Genomic DNA, 17,788 nt, shown 5'->3' on the forward strand with positions numbered 1-17,788 from the left:
CAGAGTGGCCTGAAATGTAGGTGGTTCGACTGATGCAACCCTTCTTTCATGTCATTGCCCCCCGAACCGTTCAACCAGCGCCAGGCCGGCACCAGAACCAGCCAGCGCGGCGTCCTCAGAGCTTCTGCCTTGACCTTGGGGCGGGTGGGGCGTCGGGTCGTCCTGGGTTTGTCCATACTGGCTGGCGTTGTGCTGTTGCTGGCCGCGCTGGCCTGGGGTGTCTTGCTGCTTCAGATTTTGCCGCGTATTGATTCGTGGCGGTTTGATCTGGCTGAGCAAGCCACGCAAGCAATAGGGGTGCCCGTGCGCATTGGCAAGGTCATCGGGCGTGCTGATGGTATCTGGCCCACCTTGTCCTTGCGCGAGGTTCAACTTCTGGATGCGGCAGGCCGGGTGGCTTTGCGTCTGCCTGAGGTCACGGCGCGCGTCTCGCTGTCGACCCTGTCGCCGCGTGCGCTGGCGGATGGCGAGTTGCGCCTGGATCAATTGGTGATCGTCGCGCCCGAGCTGGATGTGCGGCGCGATGCCGCCGGCCAGTGGCATGTGGCGGGTTTGAAAATCGCGCCCTCCTCGGGGGCGGCAGGTGGCTCGGCTGCGACCGACTGGGTGCTGTCGCAGGCCCGCATCCAGATTCGTCAGGGAACGATACGCTGGACAGACGAGCTGATGGGGGCGCCCACGCTGGCCTTGCAGCAGCTGGACCTGACACTGCGCAATCGGCCAGGGTTGGGGCGGCGTTTGCACGAGCTGACGGTCTCCGCCACGCCGCCGGCAGAGTTCGGCCAGCGCTTCAACGTGTCTGCTTCGATGACGCAACCGCTGTGGCTGGCGTCTGGCGTGCCTGTCAAGGATGGCGAGTCCGTGCCTTTGTGGCAGCGTTGGGAGTTGGATGCCACACGGCCCAGCCAGTGGATGACCTGGTCGGGGGCCATCAGCGCCGAGTTGCCGTTCGTGGACGTGCAGCGGCTCAAGCAGCATGTGAAGCTGCCTGTCGACGTGGAAGGCGGGCGGGGCGCCATGCAGGCCACCCTCAGTCTGAGCAAGGGCTTGCCCAGCGGCTTGAAGCTGGACGTGGCCATGCGCGATGTCAATGTGAGGCTGGCCCGCGGATTGGCGCCGCTTGCGTTTCGGCGCCTGGACGGTCAGGTTGCGGTGTCGCATGAGGCGCAATCCTCCTCCTTGTCGTTCCAGAAGCTCACCTTCCAGTTGAGCGATGGCCTGGTCTGGCCTGCCAGCAGCGGTAGTCTGGTGTGGCGGCATGCGCCTTGGCCTGAGGCCCTGTCTGATGCCGTGTGGGGCTTGACGAGGGGAGGCGAGGCGCAGGCTGATCGGCTTGACCTGAATCTGCTGGCGCAGTTGGCCGATCGGCTTCCGCTGGCCCCCAAAGTTCGGGCTACGCTGGCTGATGTGGCGCCGCATGGTGTGGTGTCGCAACTGGCGTGGAGCTGGGAAGGTCTGCTGGAGTCGCCTCAACGTTACAAGGCCAGTGGCCGTGTGCATGGGCTGGGTTGGGCTGCCTCTGCCAAGGACAGCCGTCCCGGCATGGATCAGGCGACGGTCAGCGTCGTGGCCGATGAGACCGGGGGGCATGCCGATCTGGATGTGAAGCAGGGCTGGATTGCCTTCCCCGGTGTGTTTGAAGAGCCCCGCATTCCGCTTCAGGCCTTGCAGGCCAAGGTGTCGTGGACGATCTCGCCCTCGCGGGTCAAAGGTTTGCCCGCCGAATTGAAGGTGGATGTCAGCGAGGCCAGCTTTGCCAATGCCGATGTCAGCGGGCAACTGGAGGGGCATTGGCGAACCGGCTCGGGGCTGTCGGCGCTGGATGGCAAGGTGGTATCGCGCTTTCCGGGGCTGTTAAGTCTGACGGGACGGCTCGACCGTGCTGACGCTGCCAAAGTGTGGCGTTATTTGCCGCTGGCCATCCCTAAAGCGCCTCGCGACTATGTGAGGTTGGCCTTGCGCAGCGGGCAGGGTGAGAAGGTGTCTTTTGATGTGGAGGGGGACCTCAATGAGTTCCCCTTCAAGGACGATCAGGGGGGGCGCTTCCGTGTGAAGGTGCCTTTGCGTGATGTGTCCCTGGATTACGTGCCGCAGGGCCTGATGGGGACGCAGGCCGATGCCCGTCAGGTCAACTGGCCGGCGTTCACCTCGATGCAAGGCTTGTTGCTGTTCGAGGGGCAGCGCATGCAGATCAAGGATGCCAAGGGGCGTCTGGGTGATGTGGGCTCGGGGACCTTCGGTTTGCATGACGTCGAAGGGCTCATCGAGGACCTGGGGCACGCGGATCCGCATCTGACCATCAAGGGCCAAGGCGAAGGGCCGCTCAATGACATGGTGCGATTCTTGTCCGCATCGCCTATCGGGCGCTGGACGGACAATGTCCTGGGGGCGGCGCAGTCAAACGGCACGGCCGCCATGCGCCTGTCGCTCGACATTCCGCTGGATCATGCGGACGACACGCGCCTGAGAGGGACGGTGTCGATGCTGGAGCGGGACGGGGCCAGCTTGCGGTTGAACCCCTCTCTGCCATTGTTTGCTGCCTTGCAAGGCACGATCGGCTTCACGGAAACCGACCTCAATGTGAAGGCCAAAGCGCGCGTTTGGGGGCACGCGGTGGATGTGGACGGGCGCAGAGCGTCCGATGGCACCACGCGCTTTGTGGCGCAGGGCTTGATGTCTGCAGAAGGCTTGCGTCAGGCGAGCGAGTTTCCCTTCCTGCAAAAGCTTGCTCAGCGCTTTTCAGGAGAATCACCGGTCACGGTCAACGTCACGATGGGGCGTGTCGATGCACAGGGCAAGCGGGCCTTGCCTGAGGTGCTGATCAGCTCGAATCTGCAGGGCATGGCGGCGAATTTGCCGGCCCCTTTGAACAAGCCGGCATCGGCCGTCTGGCCTTTGCGTGTCACCCATCGGCTGGAGGATGCGCAAGGCTTGAGCGACGCGATTGTGGTTGATCTGGGCAATCCGCAGGCGCTTCAGATGACGTCCAACGCCGTGCCCTGGTTGCGGGTGGATCTGCGCCGGGATACCAGTGGCGATCACGCCAAGGTGTCTCGCGGTTTGATCAGCCTTGTTCAGGCTGGCTTGAGCGAAGCGACGGGCCTGCAGTCGCTGCCCGCCAAGGGCGTGGCCGCGCAGATTGCGATGCCTGCACTGGATCTGGATGCCTGGGCGGGGGTGGCGGCCCTGTTCAAATCTGCGGAATCGACGCGTGCTGGCGCGGTGGCGGATGCGGCCGAAACCTATCTGCCGGACAGCGTCAGCGTCAAGACATCGGCGTTGACGTTCCAGCAACGCACCTTGAAGGATGTGTCCGGTACCTTGGCGCATCCTTCACCGGGCGTCTGGCGTGTGCAACTGGATGCGCAGCAGGTGGCTGGGCTCATTGAATGGATGCCGGAGAGCGCCCCGGCGACGGGTGGGGGCGCCAACAGCCGTGTTGTGGCGCGCCTGTCTCGGCTGTCGGTTCCGGCCGCGGAGGCTCAGGCTCTGGAGGAGCGTGCGGCCGAGCAAATGTTGTCTGCAGACGCTTCGTCTTCGTCCTTGCCTGCGCTGGATGTGATCATTGATCAACTGGAATGGCGAGGGCTGCCACTGGGGCGCCTGGAGGTGGATGCGGTCAACCGTCAGGTACCGGTGGCGGGCGGGGTGCCTGTTCCCGAATGGCGTTTGACGAAACTGCGCATGAGTTCACCTGAGGCGCAATTGAACGCCAGCGGCAACTGGACCGTGTTGGGTGCACAAAGCGCCGCGCGCCGTCCTGGCGTCAAGCTCAAGCCGCGTTCGGCTTTCAGCTTCACCCTGGACTTGCAAAACAGCGGGGGCCTCTTGACCCGACTGGGCTTGCCTCAGACCATCAAGGGGGGCAAGGGCAAACTCACCGGGCAGGTCAGCTGGCTGGGGACGCCCATGGAGCCAGACGCCTTGTCCATGACCGGGGATGTCAACGTGCAGATCAGCGAAGGGCAGTTCCTCAAGGTGGACCCCGGTATGGCCAAACTGCTGGGGGTGCTGAGTTTGCAGTCTTTGCCCCGGCGTTTGACGCTGGACTTCCGCGATGTGTTCCAGCAAGGATTTGCCTTTGACAGCATCGATGGCGACGTGAAGATCGGCCAGGGACTGGCGACCACGCGCAATCTGCGCATGCGCGGCGTGCAGGCTGTGGTGCTGATGGAGGGGCAGGCCGACCTGGCGCATGAAACGCAGAACCTGCATGTGTATGTGGTGCCCGAGGTCAACGCAGGCGGTGCGTCGCTGGCTTATGCGGCCATCAACCCGGTCATCGGGCTGGGTACCTTCATTGCGCAAGTGCTGTTGCGCAAGCAGGTGGCTGACGCGGGTACCCAGGAGTTCCGTGTGACGGGGCCCTGGGCGGATCCTCAGGTCGAGAAGGTGGGCGGCAAGGGTGCGTTGGCGGCGTCTTCTCCGGATGCAGGAGGCGCATCGCCCAGCGCAGCATCGCCAGCGTTGGCGCCAGCCGCTGCGCCACCTTCCACAGTCACAAAGCCCCGAAAACCTTCTTGAGCAGGGCGCTGCCCGTGCCCACCGGGTCCTTGCGGATGCGGCGCTCTTCTTCACCGATCACGAAGTACAGGCCATCCAGCGCCTTCTGGGTAACGTGATCCTGCACGGTCACCATGTCACCCTGAACCAGGCCCAGTTTGCTGGCCTTGCCCGCCAGATCGTTGTACTGCCTGGTGATGGACAGCTTCTCCAGTGACTTGCTGACCACCGGCATGAACTTCTGGCTCAGTGGCGCGCGTGTCTTGCTGGTGAAATACTCGGTGACAGCGTTGTCGCCACCTTGCACAATGCGCTGCGCGTCTTGAACGCTCATGCTCTTGATGGCCTGGATCAGCAGCGGCTGGGCCAGGGCGACGGCGCTTTCGGCGGCATGGTTCATGGACGTGATGAGCTCGTCAAGCTGGGCGCCACGCCCGACCGTGCGCAGAATGGGGGCCGCTTTTTCGAGCACGTCCGGCAGGCCGATACGCACCTTGTCATTGGCGAGAAAACCATCGGCCGCACCAAGCTGCTTGACGGCCACCTGGGCGCCTCGCTCCAGTGCGGCACGCAAGGCGGCGCTGGCGTCTGCCTGGTTGAAAAGGGCGGCCCACCCTGTAGCAGGCAGGGCTTCCAGTGTGATCAGCCCGATACAGGTGGCCCAGGACGACGACAATACGGTGCGACGATTCATTTTCTATCCTCAGATCTTTCCCGTGGTGACCAAGATGCGCTTGATCCGCCGAATGCTGACACTTTTGCTGCCCATCTTGCTGGCAGCCTGCTTCTCTGGCGCGCAACAGGCCGCGCCCAATTTGACGTTTACCCAGCTTGATGGCAGCCAACACACCTTCTCCGAGCTCAAAGGCAAGGTGATGCTGGTCAACTTCTGGGCCACGAGTTGCAGCACCTGTGTCAAGGAGATGCCGCAGATCGTGGCCACGTACCAGAAGTTCAGGGGCCAGGGCCTGGAAACACTCGCCATTGCCATGGAGTATGACCCGCCTGCGTATGTGATGCAGTTTGCGCAGACACGTCAGTTGCCTTTTCGTGTGGCCATTGACCATTCTGGCGATCTGGCAAAGGGCTTTGGCGAGGTTCAGTTGACGCCCACCACGTTGGTGGTCAACAAGAAGGGCATCATCGTCAAACGCTATGTGGGCGAGCCCGATTTTGCAGCCTTGCATGCCCTGCTGGCTCAATTGCTGGCAGAAGCCGGCTGAGCGGGCGCCATCTGCCCCATCGGGGGCCGGCGTGCGCCGATATGGCTACATCACGCGAGACAGTTCGTACACGAGGGCTGAGGGCAGCGCATTGCCGAGGCCTTCGCACCCAACTCGGGCCATGCCGGTGGCGCTGATGGTGGAGATGTCGAAGGTTCGGCCTTCTCTGGCCAGTTCGATGAACACGAACTCGGGCACCTCCTCGCGGATGCCACTGATCAGCTGATCGAAAGCCTTTGCGCGCAGTTCGCTCTCGAACACGATGGCGTGCGGCAAACCTTCGCGGCAGAACTCGGCTGCTTCGCGCACCGAGCCAACAAAGTCCAGCACCAGCCCCATGGATTTGAGCGCTTCACCGATCTGCAAGCGCAAGTCACGGCGTGAGGCGATCACCAGCACATGGCTGCCGGCCAGGGGTTTGGAGTTGACCGAGTCGGCAAAGCCGTGTGAGTCCGCGTGTGTGTCATCCCGCTGGCCCATGGGCGCGATGGTGTCTGGAAATTCAAGATGCAATTGAATGCGAGACGGGTCGATCTGGCGATCAAACACCAGGCCCAGTGTGCGTGCGGTCTGCTCCAGCAGGTGCCAGTGCATCTTGTTGATGCGCGCCTGGAGCGCCTCACCTGAGGGGGCGGGCTCGTCAGGTGGGTGATGCTGGAAGGCACAAGTCAGTTGTGCGCGTGCCGGCCATTGGCGCATCGCCAGGCGCAACTCCACCGTCCCGTGGGCGCAGTCCAGCAGCCAGTCCACCAGTGCGTTGAGCAGGCCAAACAGCATGGACGCATCGGCCTGAATCTCGATAGGCAGCAGCGATTGTTTGAGTTGGAGGCCTTGGGCGTGCATCTCACGGGCGCGGTATGCCAGCACACTTTGAATCGTGTTGGTGAGGTGCACGCGCTCCTGGGATTGGCGGATGCGACCTGACGCCAGTCGGGCAATCTGCTGGCACCAGATGCCCGTCTGGCGGGCACGGTCGATCTCATCGCGCAGGGCGCGCAGGCCAGCGCGGTCAATGCGCCCGGTGGTGGTCAAAGTGGTGACGCGCTCCAGGGCGGCGGTCAGGGGTTCTGCCAGTTCGCGCCCCACCTGCCCCAGGCGTTCATGCCAGCACGCGAGTTCTTCGTCGCCTTGGTCACCTTCCGCGCCAGTGAGCAGTTCAGGCGGCGCATTGAAAGGGGGGGCGGGTACGGCGTTCATGGACTGGTGTTTTTGGTACTCTGACCAGTCTTGTCGCTGTCCGGAAGTCTTGTCCATCCCACGCATGGGTGACAAAGGCGCTCCTTTGCATAATGAGCAAATGATCAGGTTTTCTTCAGGTTTTCGCGTTGTGGCCAGGCTTCAACTGGCTGTTGGGTTGACGTGCGCCTTGCTGGCGTCGGCGTGTTCACCCGCCTTGAACTGGCGTGAGGTGCGGCCGGAGGCTGCCGATGGCCTGGTGGCGCAGTTCCCGTGCAAGCCCGATAGGCATGCTCGCGAGCTGGCCTGGCCTGGCATGACCACGCCCGTGACCATGCGAATGTTGTCCTGTCAGACTGAAGAGGGGACGTGGGCGATCAGCTATGTGACCTTGCCGGATGCGGGGATGGTGCCCTCTGCCTTGCTGGAGTGGCGCGCGATGATGCGACGCAACCTGGGCCTTGCCTCGCAGATGGCTGATCAGGGCGCGAGTCAGGGGCGTGGCATGTTGGAAAGCGATCTGGGGCCGATTCAGGTCCCGCACATGACGCCGATGCCTCAGGCGCGTGGCTGGCGATTTCAGGCTCAACGGCCAGATGGACTGGGCAGGCCCCTGGATATGGACATTCGGACGTGGCATTTTTCCCACGGAATGACGGTGTTTCAGGCATCGGTGTGGCGGCCGGCCGTGGTGGTCAAGGCCCAAACAAGTGAAGATGTGGCGGAAGCATTTTTCCGCGGTCTCCAATTTCCCGGCTGAGTTGCCGATAATCCAAGCTGTATGGCCGGCCTTTTCATCATTGCGCACGCACCACTGGCTTCAGCTCTGAAGTTGGCGGCGCAGCATTGCTTCCCGGAAGCGGCTGAAGGCTTGCAGGCACTGGATGTCCCGCCCAATTTGCCGCCCGACGAGGTTGAAGCGCAAGCGCGCTTGCTGCTGGCGCGTGTCGTGGAAGGCGATGCACGCGGAGAGGCCCTGGTTCTGACCGATGTTTTTGGCGCGACCCCCTGCAATTGCGTGCAGCGCCTGGCAGACGGCGTGCACGTCAAGGTGGTCACCGGGGCGAATGTCCCGATGCTGTGGCGTGCGTTGAACTATGCGGGCGAACCCCTGGAGACCCTGATCACCCGTGCCGTGGCAGGTGGGACGCAGGGGGTCATGCAGATAGCCACCAGCCGCCCCCACAATCAGGTCAGTCAACCTACTTCACATGATCAAGACCACCGTCACCATCAGCAATAAGCTCGGCCTGCACGCGCGTGCGTCGGCCAAATTGACCAAGCTGGCCAGCAGTTTTCCCTGCGAGGTGCACATGAGCCGCAATGACCGGCGCGTGAACGCCAAGAGCATCATGGGGGTGATGATGCTGGCCGCCGGCCTGGGTTCCACCGTTGAACTGGAGTGCGACGGTGCGCGGGAAGAAGATGCCTCCAAGGCCCTGGTGGCACTCATCAACGACAAGTTCGGTGAGGGCGAGTAAACCCTGACGAAACGCCCCCTTCATTCAGGCGGGGGTTTGCCGAAGTTCACAGGGCGTGTGACATTTTGTGTCGCTAGTACGATACAGCCCTGAGCCGTTTCGGTGCAAGGCAGGGCAAAGTAGGTGTCCCCATTCGGGACAGTGGGTCAAATCCCACCCGGACATATCCGCCTGTCAGTTTGAAAGTATCAAGGAGTCGTGATGGCCCGCCACAGCAATCGTTCTGTTTCTGCTTCCTCCTTCATGAAGGTGTCCACGTTGGTGCTGGCGTTGGCTGGTGCCTCGCAGGCCTTGGCGGCAGAAAACGGGCTGCAACGCTACTCGCCTGGTGTGGGGGGCAGCGACATGACGACGCCTTTGGTGCCGGGTTGGTACGTGCAGATGCCGATGGTGGCGTATCACGCCAGCAAGATCAAAGGCGACGATGGCAAGCAGGCTACGTCAGTCGTTCCGAATCCGCTGACTGGCCAGCCACTGCCATTCCGGGCGACAGCGTCAGCCAAGGTGGACAGTGAAGCACTCTTGCCGCGTGTGACCTATCTGGACACCGCTCGGTTCTTGGGCGCGAACGTGGGGTTCACGGTCATGTTGCCGCTGGTGCATCGCAAGGGCACTTTTGGGCTGGTCGCCCCTGCTGGTATTGGATCGAGTTTGGTTCCATCAGGTGGTGGCGTGACGTGGGATCAGGCGCTGGCGAGCAAGGCCGCCACGCAAAATGGCAGCGAAGTTGGCATCGGCGATCTGGAGTTTTCGCCTTTGCTGCACTGGGAGATCGGTGATCACCAGGCAGTGACCCTGGCGCCCACCATCGTGCTGCCTACGGGTGACTACAACGTCGCTCAGCGAGTCAATCCAGGTTTTGGCAACTTCGTGACCTTCCGCCCCTCCGTGCAATACGCATTCATCGGGGATGGTTGGGACGTGGGTGTTCGTGGCGTGTTGTCATTCAACACCCGCAACAAGGACAACGGTTACTACTCCGGCAACATGTTCAATCTGGACTGGCAACTCATGAAGTTCGTCAGCGATGACGTGCGTGTGGGTCTTCAAGGCTACTTCGTGCGCCAGTTCACCAAGGACACGCAAGATCTGACCGGCCTGTCGCCGACCTTGGCCAAGGAAATCATCAACGGCAACAAGGCCAGCGTGAATGCCGCCGGCCCTGCCATTGGCTGGTTGAAGAACGGTGGCGAAATGCTGCTGGAAGGCAAGTTCCTCAAGGAATTCGATGCCCGCAACCGTACGGAAGGCCAGGCCTTCTGGTTGACGGTGTCCAAGCCCCTTTAATCACCCTTACTCGGGTTGGAGGCTTCATGTCAGACAACTTGAATCAGAACGAGCCTGTTGACAAGCTGCGTCGCCAATTGCTGGCTGGCGCAGCAGCATCTACCTTGCTGCCTTGGGCTGCACCCGCGAATGCGGCTGTGGAACTGGAAGGGGTGGAGCTGGCTGAAACCGTCACGGCATACGGCCACAAGCTGGTGCTAAACGGCGCTGCTGTGCGCAAGCGTGGTTATTTCAAGGCCGATGTGACGGCCTTGTACTTGCCAGAAAAGCGCACCACGCCGGAGGCCATCTACAAGCTCGACGGTGTTCGCCGTATCCAGTTGAACATCCTGCGCGAGTTCACCTCGTCGACCATCACCCGCATCTTCCTGTCCGACTTCAAGCAGTCGGCCACGGAAGATGAGTTCAAGAAGCTGATCGGGCCTATTGGTCAGATTGGTGCGGCGTACTCGAACGTCAAGCGCGTTTCCAAGGGCGACGTGGTCAATCTGGATTGGGTCCCCGGGACTGGCTGGATGGCCACGCACAACGGCAAAGCCTTGACGGGTGATGGCGGCACCGTCATGTCCATCAAGGATGAGCTGGCCTATCAGATCTACATGCGCATGTACATTGGCCAGGCTGCGCCTGACGATTTGCGCAACGGCTTGCTCGGCTTGACCAGATTGCCCAAGGCTGGCAGCAGAGACGCTGACAACTGACCGACCGCATGCTCCTGACGCAGGTCAGGGCTTGGTGGGGTAGTGCGCTTCCAGCATGGGGGGCAGCGGGGCATCAATCAAGCCCGCTGCCAACCGCAGGGCATCGGCCGTCTGGTCTGACAACACGCCTTGCTTGCTGTGATTGACAGCCTCTTCCACCCAGGCTTTGAGCAGCAGGGGCCGCATCATCCATGACAGTTCCTGCACGCCAGCCAGCGCGTGCATGAGTGCGTCCGCATCCGGTGACGGGCCGGGGGCCATGTCGCCCGTCCTGCCGCAGCGCGTCATCACGCCTTTGAACCAGGCCAGCCCTGTCGGTGCCAGGCCCGTGCTCGATTCGTCCATCGGAATGAAGCGGGCCATGTAGGTGGTCAGGGCGGTGACATGGTTCAGTTGATCCAGGCTCATGTCCAGCAACTCATGCCCTTGGCCCGTGGTCGGGCGCATGAAGGCCTGGCGGTTCTGGCGCTCGTTGACGCGATGGCGCAATGCCAGCCACCACAGGCGCTCTCGGGGGCTGACTTTGCCATCGGCTCGCAGCAGGTCTCGCGCGCTTTCAACCAGGGTGCGTCGGTGTTCGATCGGATCGCTGGCGATGCTGGCTGTCAGGCGTTCAAATTCCGGTACGCGTCGGTTGGGGCTCAGTGCAGCAACGTCTTCAAGGATGCGTTTCGCGTCATGCACACCCTCGGCCATGTGGTGCCACAGCTTGCATTCACGTTCATTGTGGGTGTCCATCATCAAGGCAAGGGTGATGACGCGGCGTTCGGTCGGGCCTACCAAGTGCTGCAAGCGGCTCAGTGCTTCTCGGCTGTTGGCTTCCTGGCGTTGACGGATCTGTGCCGCAGTGAGCGCAGGCACTGGCAGGCTGGGGCTGGCGGCCAGAGCGAGCCCGCCGCCGGGGGGCATCCGGGGCTCGACCACGTCCATGCGCACCAGGGGCGCAGGCATGGGCGGCAAGACCGTGCCGCAGACCCGACGGATGCGTTCCGACAGGCGGGGGTGGCTCGACATGCAACTGGCTGGGCCAGGCTCGTTCATGAGCAGGTAGGAGACCATGCCAGCAGCCGGGTGGCGCATGTGCCCGGCCAGTACCTGTTGGTCATGCCAGAGCTTGCGCAGCACGTTGCCCAGGCCATCTCGCGAACGCGTGAATTGCACGGCCGACGCATCCGCTAGAAATTCTCGCTGGCGAGATACGGCCGCTTGCAGCATCCGGCCTGCCATCCAGCCCAGCCAGCCCGTGATTGAAAACACGAGGCCGATCAACCATGACATCGGGCCCACATGGCCTTTGTCATCGGGTGCCATCAGGTTCTGCCCATAACCGTGAACCAGCGACAGCCCCCACACGAGCGATAACACGCGCATGGCCAGGGGCAGGTCGTCTTCCTTGATGTGGCCGAACTCATGCGCCACCAGGCCTTGCAGTTCGGCGCGGGTGAGGCGATCGAGCGCGCCACGTGTCACACACAGCACGAGGTCTTCAGGGCCCCAGCCGGCCACGAAGGCATTGATGGCGTCTTCCTTGTGCAGCACGTAGACGCGAGGCACGGTCTGGCCGCTGGCCAGCGCCATCTCGTCGACCACATTGAGCAGGCGGCGTTCGGTGGCGTCGTCGGGATCGCGCACTTCCTTGCCGCCTAGCCAGTGCGCCACGCGGGGGCCGCCGCCGTCACGCAGGCGTTGCGCCTCGACGACGCAGCCGCCCAGCACGAACAGCAGCACCAGCCCGGTATTGGTTTCGAAGAAGAGTGCAGGAAAGCCAACGCTGAAAGGCAGGAGCAGCTTGTAGAGCAGGGCTTGCAGGAGGTTGACGGTGATCGAGAGCGCCAGCAGCAGCAAGACAAACAGCCCGATGAGCCGGGCTGTGCGGATGTGAGCGGCACGCTGATGTTGTCGGAACTGCATGACAAGCCAGGCGATGGATCAGAAACTGACCTTGACGGGGTTGCGTTCCGCCTCGGAGCTGGTGGCCTGCAGCATGGCCGCTTCCTGAAAACTGAACAGGCTGGCGACGACATTGGTCGGGAACTGCTGGGCGGCGTTGTTGTAGTCCAGCGAGGCGTCATTGAACAGCTGGCGAGAGAAGGCGACCTTGTTCTCGGTGTGGGTCAACTCTTCGCTGAGGTCCTTGAGGCGCTGGTCGGCCTTGAGCTCCGGGTAGGACTCCATCACGGCGTTGAAGCGGCCCATGGCGCTGGACAGCACGCCTTCGGCCATGCCCAGGCTCATGATGGGGCCGGACTGATTGGGCTTCGATTTGACCAGGTCCGTGGCAGCGATCACCTGCGCGCGTGCCGCCGTGACGCGCTCCAGCGTCTCGCGTTCGTGTTCCATGTATTTGCGTGCCACTTCGACGAGATTGGGGATCAGGTCATGCCGACGCTTCAACTGCACGTCGATCTGGGCAAAGGCATTGCCGATTTCGTTGCGCAGCCGGATCAGGCGGTTATAGGCGCCCACTGCCCAAAAGAGCAGCAGGGCAACGACGACGAGGATGAGGATGTTGGTGGTGGTCAAGATGCGGTCCCTTGCGTGCCGGTTCGTGCCGGTCGAGTCGCGTGCACTTTACAGGCAATCGGCATGTCAGGCCTGTCGCGCGAACGACTCGTAACCTTCCTGACGAAGCTGGCAAGCAGGGCACGTGCCGCAACCGTAGCCCCAGGCATGGCGATGCTGGCGATCACCCAGGTAGCAGGTGTGCGTGTGCTCGATGATCAGCTCGTTGAGCGCCTGTCCACCCAGATCGTGGCTGAGCTGCCAGGTTTGAGCCTTGGTCAGCCACATCAGCGGGGTCTCGATGGTCATGGGGCTGTCCAGGCCCAGGCTGATGGCCACTTGCAAGGCCTTGAGCGTGTTGTCACGGCAGTCGGGGTAGCCGGAGTAGTCGGTTTCACACATACCGCCCACCAGCACCGATGCGCCACGGCGGTAGGCCAGTGCGGCGGCGAAGTTCAAGAACAGCAGGTTGCGGCCAGGCACAAAGGTGTTGGGCAGGCCATTGGCCTGCATCTCGATGGCGCGCGATTCGGTGAGTGCCGTGTCGGAGATCTGACCCAGCAGGCCCAGGTCCAGCATGTGGTCCTCGCCCAGGCGTGGTGCCCATTGCGGGAAGGCGCGGGCCAGTTCGGTGCGCACGTGCACGCGGCAGTCCAGCTCCACGCGATGACGCTGCCCGTAGTCGAAGCCGATGGTTTCGACGCGGCTGTAGCGCGACAGGGCCCAGGCCAGGCAGGCCGTGGAGTCCTGTCCGCCGGAAAACACGACGAGGGCGGTGCGTGGGTCAAGGGCGGAGGCAGAACAGGTCACGGTCGATTTCAGGATGTGAATGAGGCGGGCAGCGTGGCGCAGCGGTCGCATGGGCGCCATATGACTTTTCGAGCATAGCTTATGCCCGCCAAAAGGCCACGGATACGGCCCCGGATACGCGGGGGCGGTCTGCACACAGCGCAGATATGGGGGAGAATATAGGGTTTTCGTCAGGCAACCCAGGGCAACACGCCGTGGCGCACGTACCCGCAGGACTCACACAATATGGCCGCGTTTAACCAAGAGACCGTCACCCACGTCCATCACTGGAACGACACGCTGTTCAGCTTCAAGACCACCCGTGATCCGGCGCTGCGCTTTGCCAGCGGCCATTTCGTGATGATCGGTCTGGAAGTCAATGGCAAGCCCCTGATGCGCGCCTACTCGGTCGCCAGTGCCAACTACGAAGAGCATCTGGAGTTCCTGAGCATCAAAGTGCAGGACGGCCCTCTGACATCGCGCCTGCAGCATTTGAAGGTCGGCGACAAGATCCTGGTCAGCCGCAAGGCCGTGGGCACCTTGGTCGTGGACGACCTCAAGCCCGCGCCCAACCTCTACCTGTTCGGCACCGGCACGGGCCTGGCGCCGTTCATGAGCATCATCCAGGACCCCTACACCTACGAGAAGTTCGACAAGGTGGTGCTGGTGCACGGCGTGCGTACCGTGAGCGAGCTGGCCTATCACGACTACATCACGCAGGAGCTGCCTGACCACGAACTGCTGGGCGAGTTGGTCCGCGACAAGCTGCTTTACTACCCGCTGGTCACCCGTGAGCCCTTCCGCAACCAGGGCCGCCTGACCGACCTGATCGTCAACGGCAAGATGGCCGCCGATCTGGGCATGCAGCCGCTCAACCCTCATACCGATCGCGCCATGATGTGCGGCAGCCCCTCCATGCTGACCGACCTGTGCAAGATCCTGGATGAGCGTGGTTTCAAGATCTCGCCCTCTCAAGGCGAAGCCGGCGACTACGTGATCGAACGCGCTTTCGTTGAAAAATAAGCGCTGACTGATCCAGTTCGAATCACGGGGTGTTCCGCATGGGGCACCCCGTTTGTCCATGTGATGGTGCGTCTGATGTGGTGTCGCACCAAGGGAGTCTGTGCTCATGAATGACCGGGTTCTGATTCGTGTGGAGGGCGCTGTGGCGCACGTCGTGCTCAACCGGGCCGACAAACACAATGGCATGGACTTCCCCATGCTCGATGCCATGCTGGCCGCGCAAAAAAAGATGCGCCGCAACCGTCAGGTGCGCGCCATCATCCTCAGTGGTGATGGACCATCGTTTTGCTCCGGGCTGGATTTCAAGACGGCGATGAGCCAGCCTGTGCGCACCTTGCTGCGCGCCACGCAATTGCTGTGGCCCTTTGCGAATCAGTTTCAGCGCTGGAGCGTGGGCTGGCGCAAGGTCGGGGTGCCCGTGATCGCCGTCGTGCAGGGCAACTGCTTTGGCGCGGGCCTGCAACTGGCGCTGGGGGCCGACATCCGCATCTGCCGGCCAGACGCGAAGCTGTCCTTGCTGGAAGCCAAGTGGGGCCTGGTGCCTGACATGGGCGGCATCGCCTTGCTGCGCGAGCTGGTGCCCATCGACGTGGCCAAGGAACTGACCTTCACTGGCCGTGTGATCTCAGGCCAGGAAGCCCATGCCCTGGGTCTGGTGACGCACCTGAGTGATGACCCGATGGCCCACGCGCAGCAACTGGCCGCCGAGATCGCCACCCGTTCGCCTGACAGCGTGGCAGCTGGCAAGTTCCTGCTGCAGCAAGCCTGGCGTGCGGGCGATTACCTGGCCTTGCGCGCCGAGCGCCTGTGGCAGCGGCGGGTGATGGGCCGCGCCAATCAACGCATTGCCCTCGCACGAGAACAGGCCAGAAGCAAGGCCGGTGTGGGCAGCGAGCCTCAGTTGAAAGCTTTCAAATCTCGCCAGTTGTAAGCGCGGTACGGACAATGTTCGGGTTTGCTTGGATTTGATGGACACTTGCTGGCGTTGAGGAGACATAACTACATGCGCAGCAACGACAAGCAATATGGCCGGGTCAACTGGCTGGTGTCCTGGGGGACGCCGGTGGTGGCACTCGTCGCTTATCTGGCTTTCTGGCCAACGCCGGCTGATCCGGTGGCCTGGCATCCACCCAAGGATGCGGGCTACACGGGGGCGCATGCTCCCAACCAGAAACTGGCCGATCTGCAGCAACTGTCGCTGGCCAGTGGCCAGGAAGGCCCCGAGTTCATCGTGGCCAATGGCGGCGTGCTCTACACGGGCTTGAGCAATGGTGACGTGTTGAAGATCAACACCGATGGACAGCAGCCTGAGGTCGTGGTCAACACAGGTGGGCGCCCATTGGGCCTGGATGTGGACGGCCAGGGCCGCTTGCTGGTGGCCGATGCCATGAAGGGCTTGTTGCGCGTCTCGGGTCGTGGCGTGGATGCCAAGGTCGAAACCCTGCTGGACAAGGTGTCGCACCCTGTGGCCAATGACCGCGTGCGCTACGCCGATGCGGTCAAGGTGGGCCCCGGCGGCATCATCTGGCTGACCGATGCTTCGCGCCGCTTTGGTGCCAAGGAATCGGGCAGCACCTTCGAGGCCAGCGTGCTGGACGTGCTGGAACACAGCTGTACGGGCCGCGTCATCGCGCAGGACCCCACCACGTTGGTGGCGCGCGTGGCGATCTCAGGCATGTGCTTCCCCAATGGCATTGAATTTTCACGTGATGGCAAAACCATGTACCTGTCGGAAACGGGCACTTACCGTATCCTCGCGGTGGACCTGGCCAAGCTCTCTCTGGTGCGCACGGCGGCGGGCGACAACGGCGTGCCCACGCTCGATCAGGCTTTGAAGCAAGGCGCCGCCCGTGTGTTCGTGGACAACCTGCCCGGCTTCCCTGACAACCTCACGCGCAGTGCGTCCAACCGCCTGTGGGTGGGGCTGACCAAGCCGCGCAGCCCCGTGATCGATGCGGTGGCCACCTATCCTTTCATGCGTCAGCTCACGTTGCGCTTGCCGCGTTTCCTGTGGCCGGTACCCAAGGCCTATGGCCATGTGATCGCCTATGACGAGCATGGCACGGCCGTGGATGACCTGCAGGATTCGTCTGGCGCCTACCCGGAAACGACTGCGGCCACCGAGGTGGATGGCAAACTCTTCATCCAGAGCCTTCATGCGCATTCGATCGGTTGGCTGCGCTATGTGGGGCCGCAGGTGCCGCGCGCAGAAGTCGAGTCCTACCTGGAAGGTGCCTCGCCCAAGTGAGGTGATCCGGTGCGGTGGCGTGCTCAGCGCAACCAGGCGTCCCAGCCGGTCTTGAGGATCAGCGCGCCCACCACGATCAGGAAGGCGCCCCGCACGAAGCCCGCGCCATGGCGCAAGGCCAACTGGGTGCCGATCGCGCTGCCCGCCACATTGGCCATCGCCATGGGCAGCGCCAGTGCCCACACCACATGCCCGTGCGGAATGAACCAGGCCAGCGCCGCCACATTGGTGGCGAAGTTCAAACGCTTGGCGCCGGCGCTGGCATGCAGGAAATCCCAGCCCAGCACGCGCACCAGCGCGAACACGAAGAAGCTGCCGGTGCCGGGGCCGAAGATGCCATCGTAAAAGCCGATGCTGGCGCCGATGCCTGTGGTCAGCAGCGTTTCCGTTTGTGGTGACCAATGTGGCGCGTGATGGCGCCCCATGTCCTTGCGCCACAGGGTGTAGAGCCATACGGCGGTCAGTACGATGGGCAGCATCGCCCGAAAACGCGATGCCGGCACCAGCGTGGCCAGCCAGGCTCCGATCAGCCCGCCCACCATGGCCGCCACGATGGCACCCATCAACCTGGACGACGGTAGCGTGACTTGTTTGGCGTATTGCCAGGCCGCCCAGCCGGTACCCCAGATGGAGGCTGCCTTGTTCGTGCCCAGCAGGGTGGCGGGCACGGCTTGGGGGAACAGTCCGAACAGCGAGGGCACGATGATCAGCCCGCCGCCGCCCACGATGGCGTCGACCAGGCCGGCGCCGGCGGAGGCGATCAGCATCAGGCCGATGTTGAGCGGGGTGAGGTCCAGCACGTGCGGTCGCGTTTCATCAGGTCAAGAAAAAGCCCGGCGTGAAACCGGGCTTGTG

General features: G+C 62.9%; 16 protein-coding genes. 10 read left to right on the forward strand and 6 right to left on the reverse strand.

What is annotated here, in order from left to right; all coding sequences use genetic code 11:
* Positions 1 to 48: 48 nt before the first annotated feature.
* Positions 49 to 4,524 (forward strand): YhdP family protein, encoded by a 4,476-nt coding sequence (locus tag HY836_RS12640; RefSeq protein WP_290676511.1) that lies wholly within the window; start codon positions 49 to 51, stop codon positions 4,522 to 4,524.
* On the opposite strand, the gene HY836_RS12645 is transcribed toward HY836_RS12640, so the two are convergent.
* On the reverse strand, positions 4,499 to 5,197 hold the full coding sequence (locus HY836_RS12645; protein WP_290676512.1) for a DUF4197 domain-containing protein: 699 nt from the start codon (positions 5,195 to 5,197) through the stop codon (positions 4,499 to 4,501). The genes HY836_RS12640 and HY836_RS12645 overlap by 26 nt on opposite strands.
* A gap of 52 nt (positions 5,198 to 5,249) precedes the next feature.
* Here HY836_RS12645 and HY836_RS12650 point away from each other — a divergent pair, with 52 nt between their 5' ends.
* The gene (locus HY836_RS12650; protein ID WP_290676513.1) at positions 5,250 to 5,726 is read left to right on the forward strand and encodes a TlpA disulfide reductase family protein; all 477 of its coding nucleotides are present in this window, start codon (positions 5,250 to 5,252) and stop codon (positions 5,724 to 5,726) included.
* Between the two features lie 45 nt (positions 5,727 to 5,771).
* On the opposite strand, the gene HY836_RS12655 is transcribed toward HY836_RS12650, so the two are convergent.
* Positions 5,772 to 6,923, reverse strand: coding sequence for a hypothetical protein (locus HY836_RS12655; RefSeq protein ID WP_290676514.1), 1,152 nt, complete (start codon positions 6,921 to 6,923; stop codon positions 5,772 to 5,774).
* A gap of 295 nt (positions 6,924 to 7,218) precedes the next feature.
* Here HY836_RS12655 and HY836_RS12660 point away from each other — a divergent pair, with 295 nt between their 5' ends.
* The 5 genes from HY836_RS12660 to HY836_RS12680 all read left to right on the forward strand — a co-directional run bounded on the left by HY836_RS12660 (position 7,219) and on the right by HY836_RS12680 (position 10,371).
* Positions 7,219 to 7,662 (forward strand): hypothetical protein, encoded by a 444-nt coding sequence (locus HY836_RS12660; protein ID WP_290676515.1) that lies wholly within the window; start codon positions 7,219 to 7,221, stop codon positions 7,660 to 7,662.
* Between the two features lie 21 nt (positions 7,663 to 7,683).
* Positions 7,684 to 8,145 (forward strand): PTS fructose transporter subunit IIA, encoded by a 462-nt coding sequence (locus tag HY836_RS12665; RefSeq protein WP_290676516.1) that lies wholly within the window; start codon positions 7,684 to 7,686, stop codon positions 8,143 to 8,145.
* The gene (locus HY836_RS12670) at positions 8,114 to 8,383 is read left to right on the forward strand and encodes an HPr family phosphocarrier protein (RefSeq protein ID WP_290676517.1); all 270 of its coding nucleotides are present in this window, start codon (positions 8,114 to 8,116) and stop codon (positions 8,381 to 8,383) included. Before HY836_RS12665 ends, HY836_RS12670 begins: the two co-directional genes overlap by 32 nt.
* 201 nt (positions 8,384 to 8,584) lie before the next feature.
* Positions 8,585 to 9,670 (forward strand): transporter, encoded by a 1,086-nt coding sequence (locus tag HY836_RS12675; protein ID WP_290676518.1) that lies wholly within the window; start codon positions 8,585 to 8,587, stop codon positions 9,668 to 9,670.
* Positions 9,671 to 9,696: 26 nt separating this feature from the next.
* Positions 9,697 to 10,371 carry a chalcone isomerase family protein gene (locus HY836_RS12680; RefSeq protein ID WP_290676519.1) on the forward strand — a complete coding sequence of 225 codons (675 nt, stop codon included), beginning with the start codon at positions 9,697 to 9,699 and terminating at the stop codon, positions 10,369 to 10,371.
* Positions 10,372 to 10,395: 24 nt separating this feature from the next.
* On the opposite strand, the gene HY836_RS12685 is transcribed toward HY836_RS12680, so the two are convergent.
* From HY836_RS12685 to queC, 3 genes are all read right to left on the reverse strand, one after another.
* Entirely contained in the window at positions 10,396 to 12,282 is a 1,887-nt protein-coding gene (locus tag HY836_RS12685; protein WP_290676520.1) for a M48 family metalloprotease, read from the reverse strand.
* A gap of 18 nt (positions 12,283 to 12,300) precedes the next feature.
* Complete coding sequence (locus HY836_RS12690) at positions 12,301 to 12,894, reverse strand: LemA family protein (protein WP_290676521.1); 594 nt, start codon at positions 12,892 to 12,894, stop codon at positions 12,301 to 12,303.
* A gap of 66 nt (positions 12,895 to 12,960) precedes the next feature.
* Positions 12,961 to 13,725 (reverse strand): 7-cyano-7-deazaguanine synthase QueC, encoded by a 765-nt coding sequence (queC, locus tag HY836_RS12695; protein ID WP_290676626.1) that lies wholly within the window; start codon positions 13,723 to 13,725, stop codon positions 12,961 to 12,963.
* A 183-nt stretch (positions 13,726 to 13,908) separates the two neighbouring features.
* On the opposite strand from queC, the gene HY836_RS12700 reads away from it, so the two are divergent.
* The 3 genes from HY836_RS12700 (at position 13,909) to HY836_RS12710 (ending at position 16,933) form a co-directional block, all read left to right on the forward strand.
* Entirely contained in the window at positions 13,909 to 14,685 is a 777-nt protein-coding gene (locus HY836_RS12700; RefSeq protein ID WP_290676522.1) for a ferredoxin--NADP reductase, read from the forward strand.
* Between the two features lie 106 nt (positions 14,686 to 14,791).
* On the forward strand, positions 14,792 to 15,616 hold the full coding sequence (locus HY836_RS12705; RefSeq protein WP_290676523.1) for a crotonase/enoyl-CoA hydratase family protein: 825 nt from the start codon (positions 14,792 to 14,794) through the stop codon (positions 15,614 to 15,616).
* A 72-nt stretch (positions 15,617 to 15,688) separates the two neighbouring features.
* Positions 15,689 to 16,933, forward strand: coding sequence for an SMP-30/gluconolactonase/LRE family protein (locus HY836_RS12710; protein ID WP_290676524.1), 1,245 nt, complete (start codon positions 15,689 to 15,691; stop codon positions 16,931 to 16,933).
* 23 nt (positions 16,934 to 16,956) lie between these two features.
* Here the strand turns inward: HY836_RS12710 and HY836_RS12715 are convergent, their stop codons facing one another.
* Complete coding sequence (locus HY836_RS12715; protein WP_290676627.1) at positions 16,957 to 17,700, reverse strand: TSUP family transporter; 744 nt, start codon at positions 17,698 to 17,700, stop codon at positions 16,957 to 16,959.
* Between the last annotated feature and the right edge of the window lie 88 nt (positions 17,701 to 17,788).

Origin of the sequence: Aquabacterium sp. (assembly GCF_016234775.1) — a bacterium.
In the GTDB taxonomy this organism is placed as follows: domain Bacteria; phylum Pseudomonadota; class Gammaproteobacteria; order Burkholderiales; family Burkholderiaceae_C; genus Aquabacterium.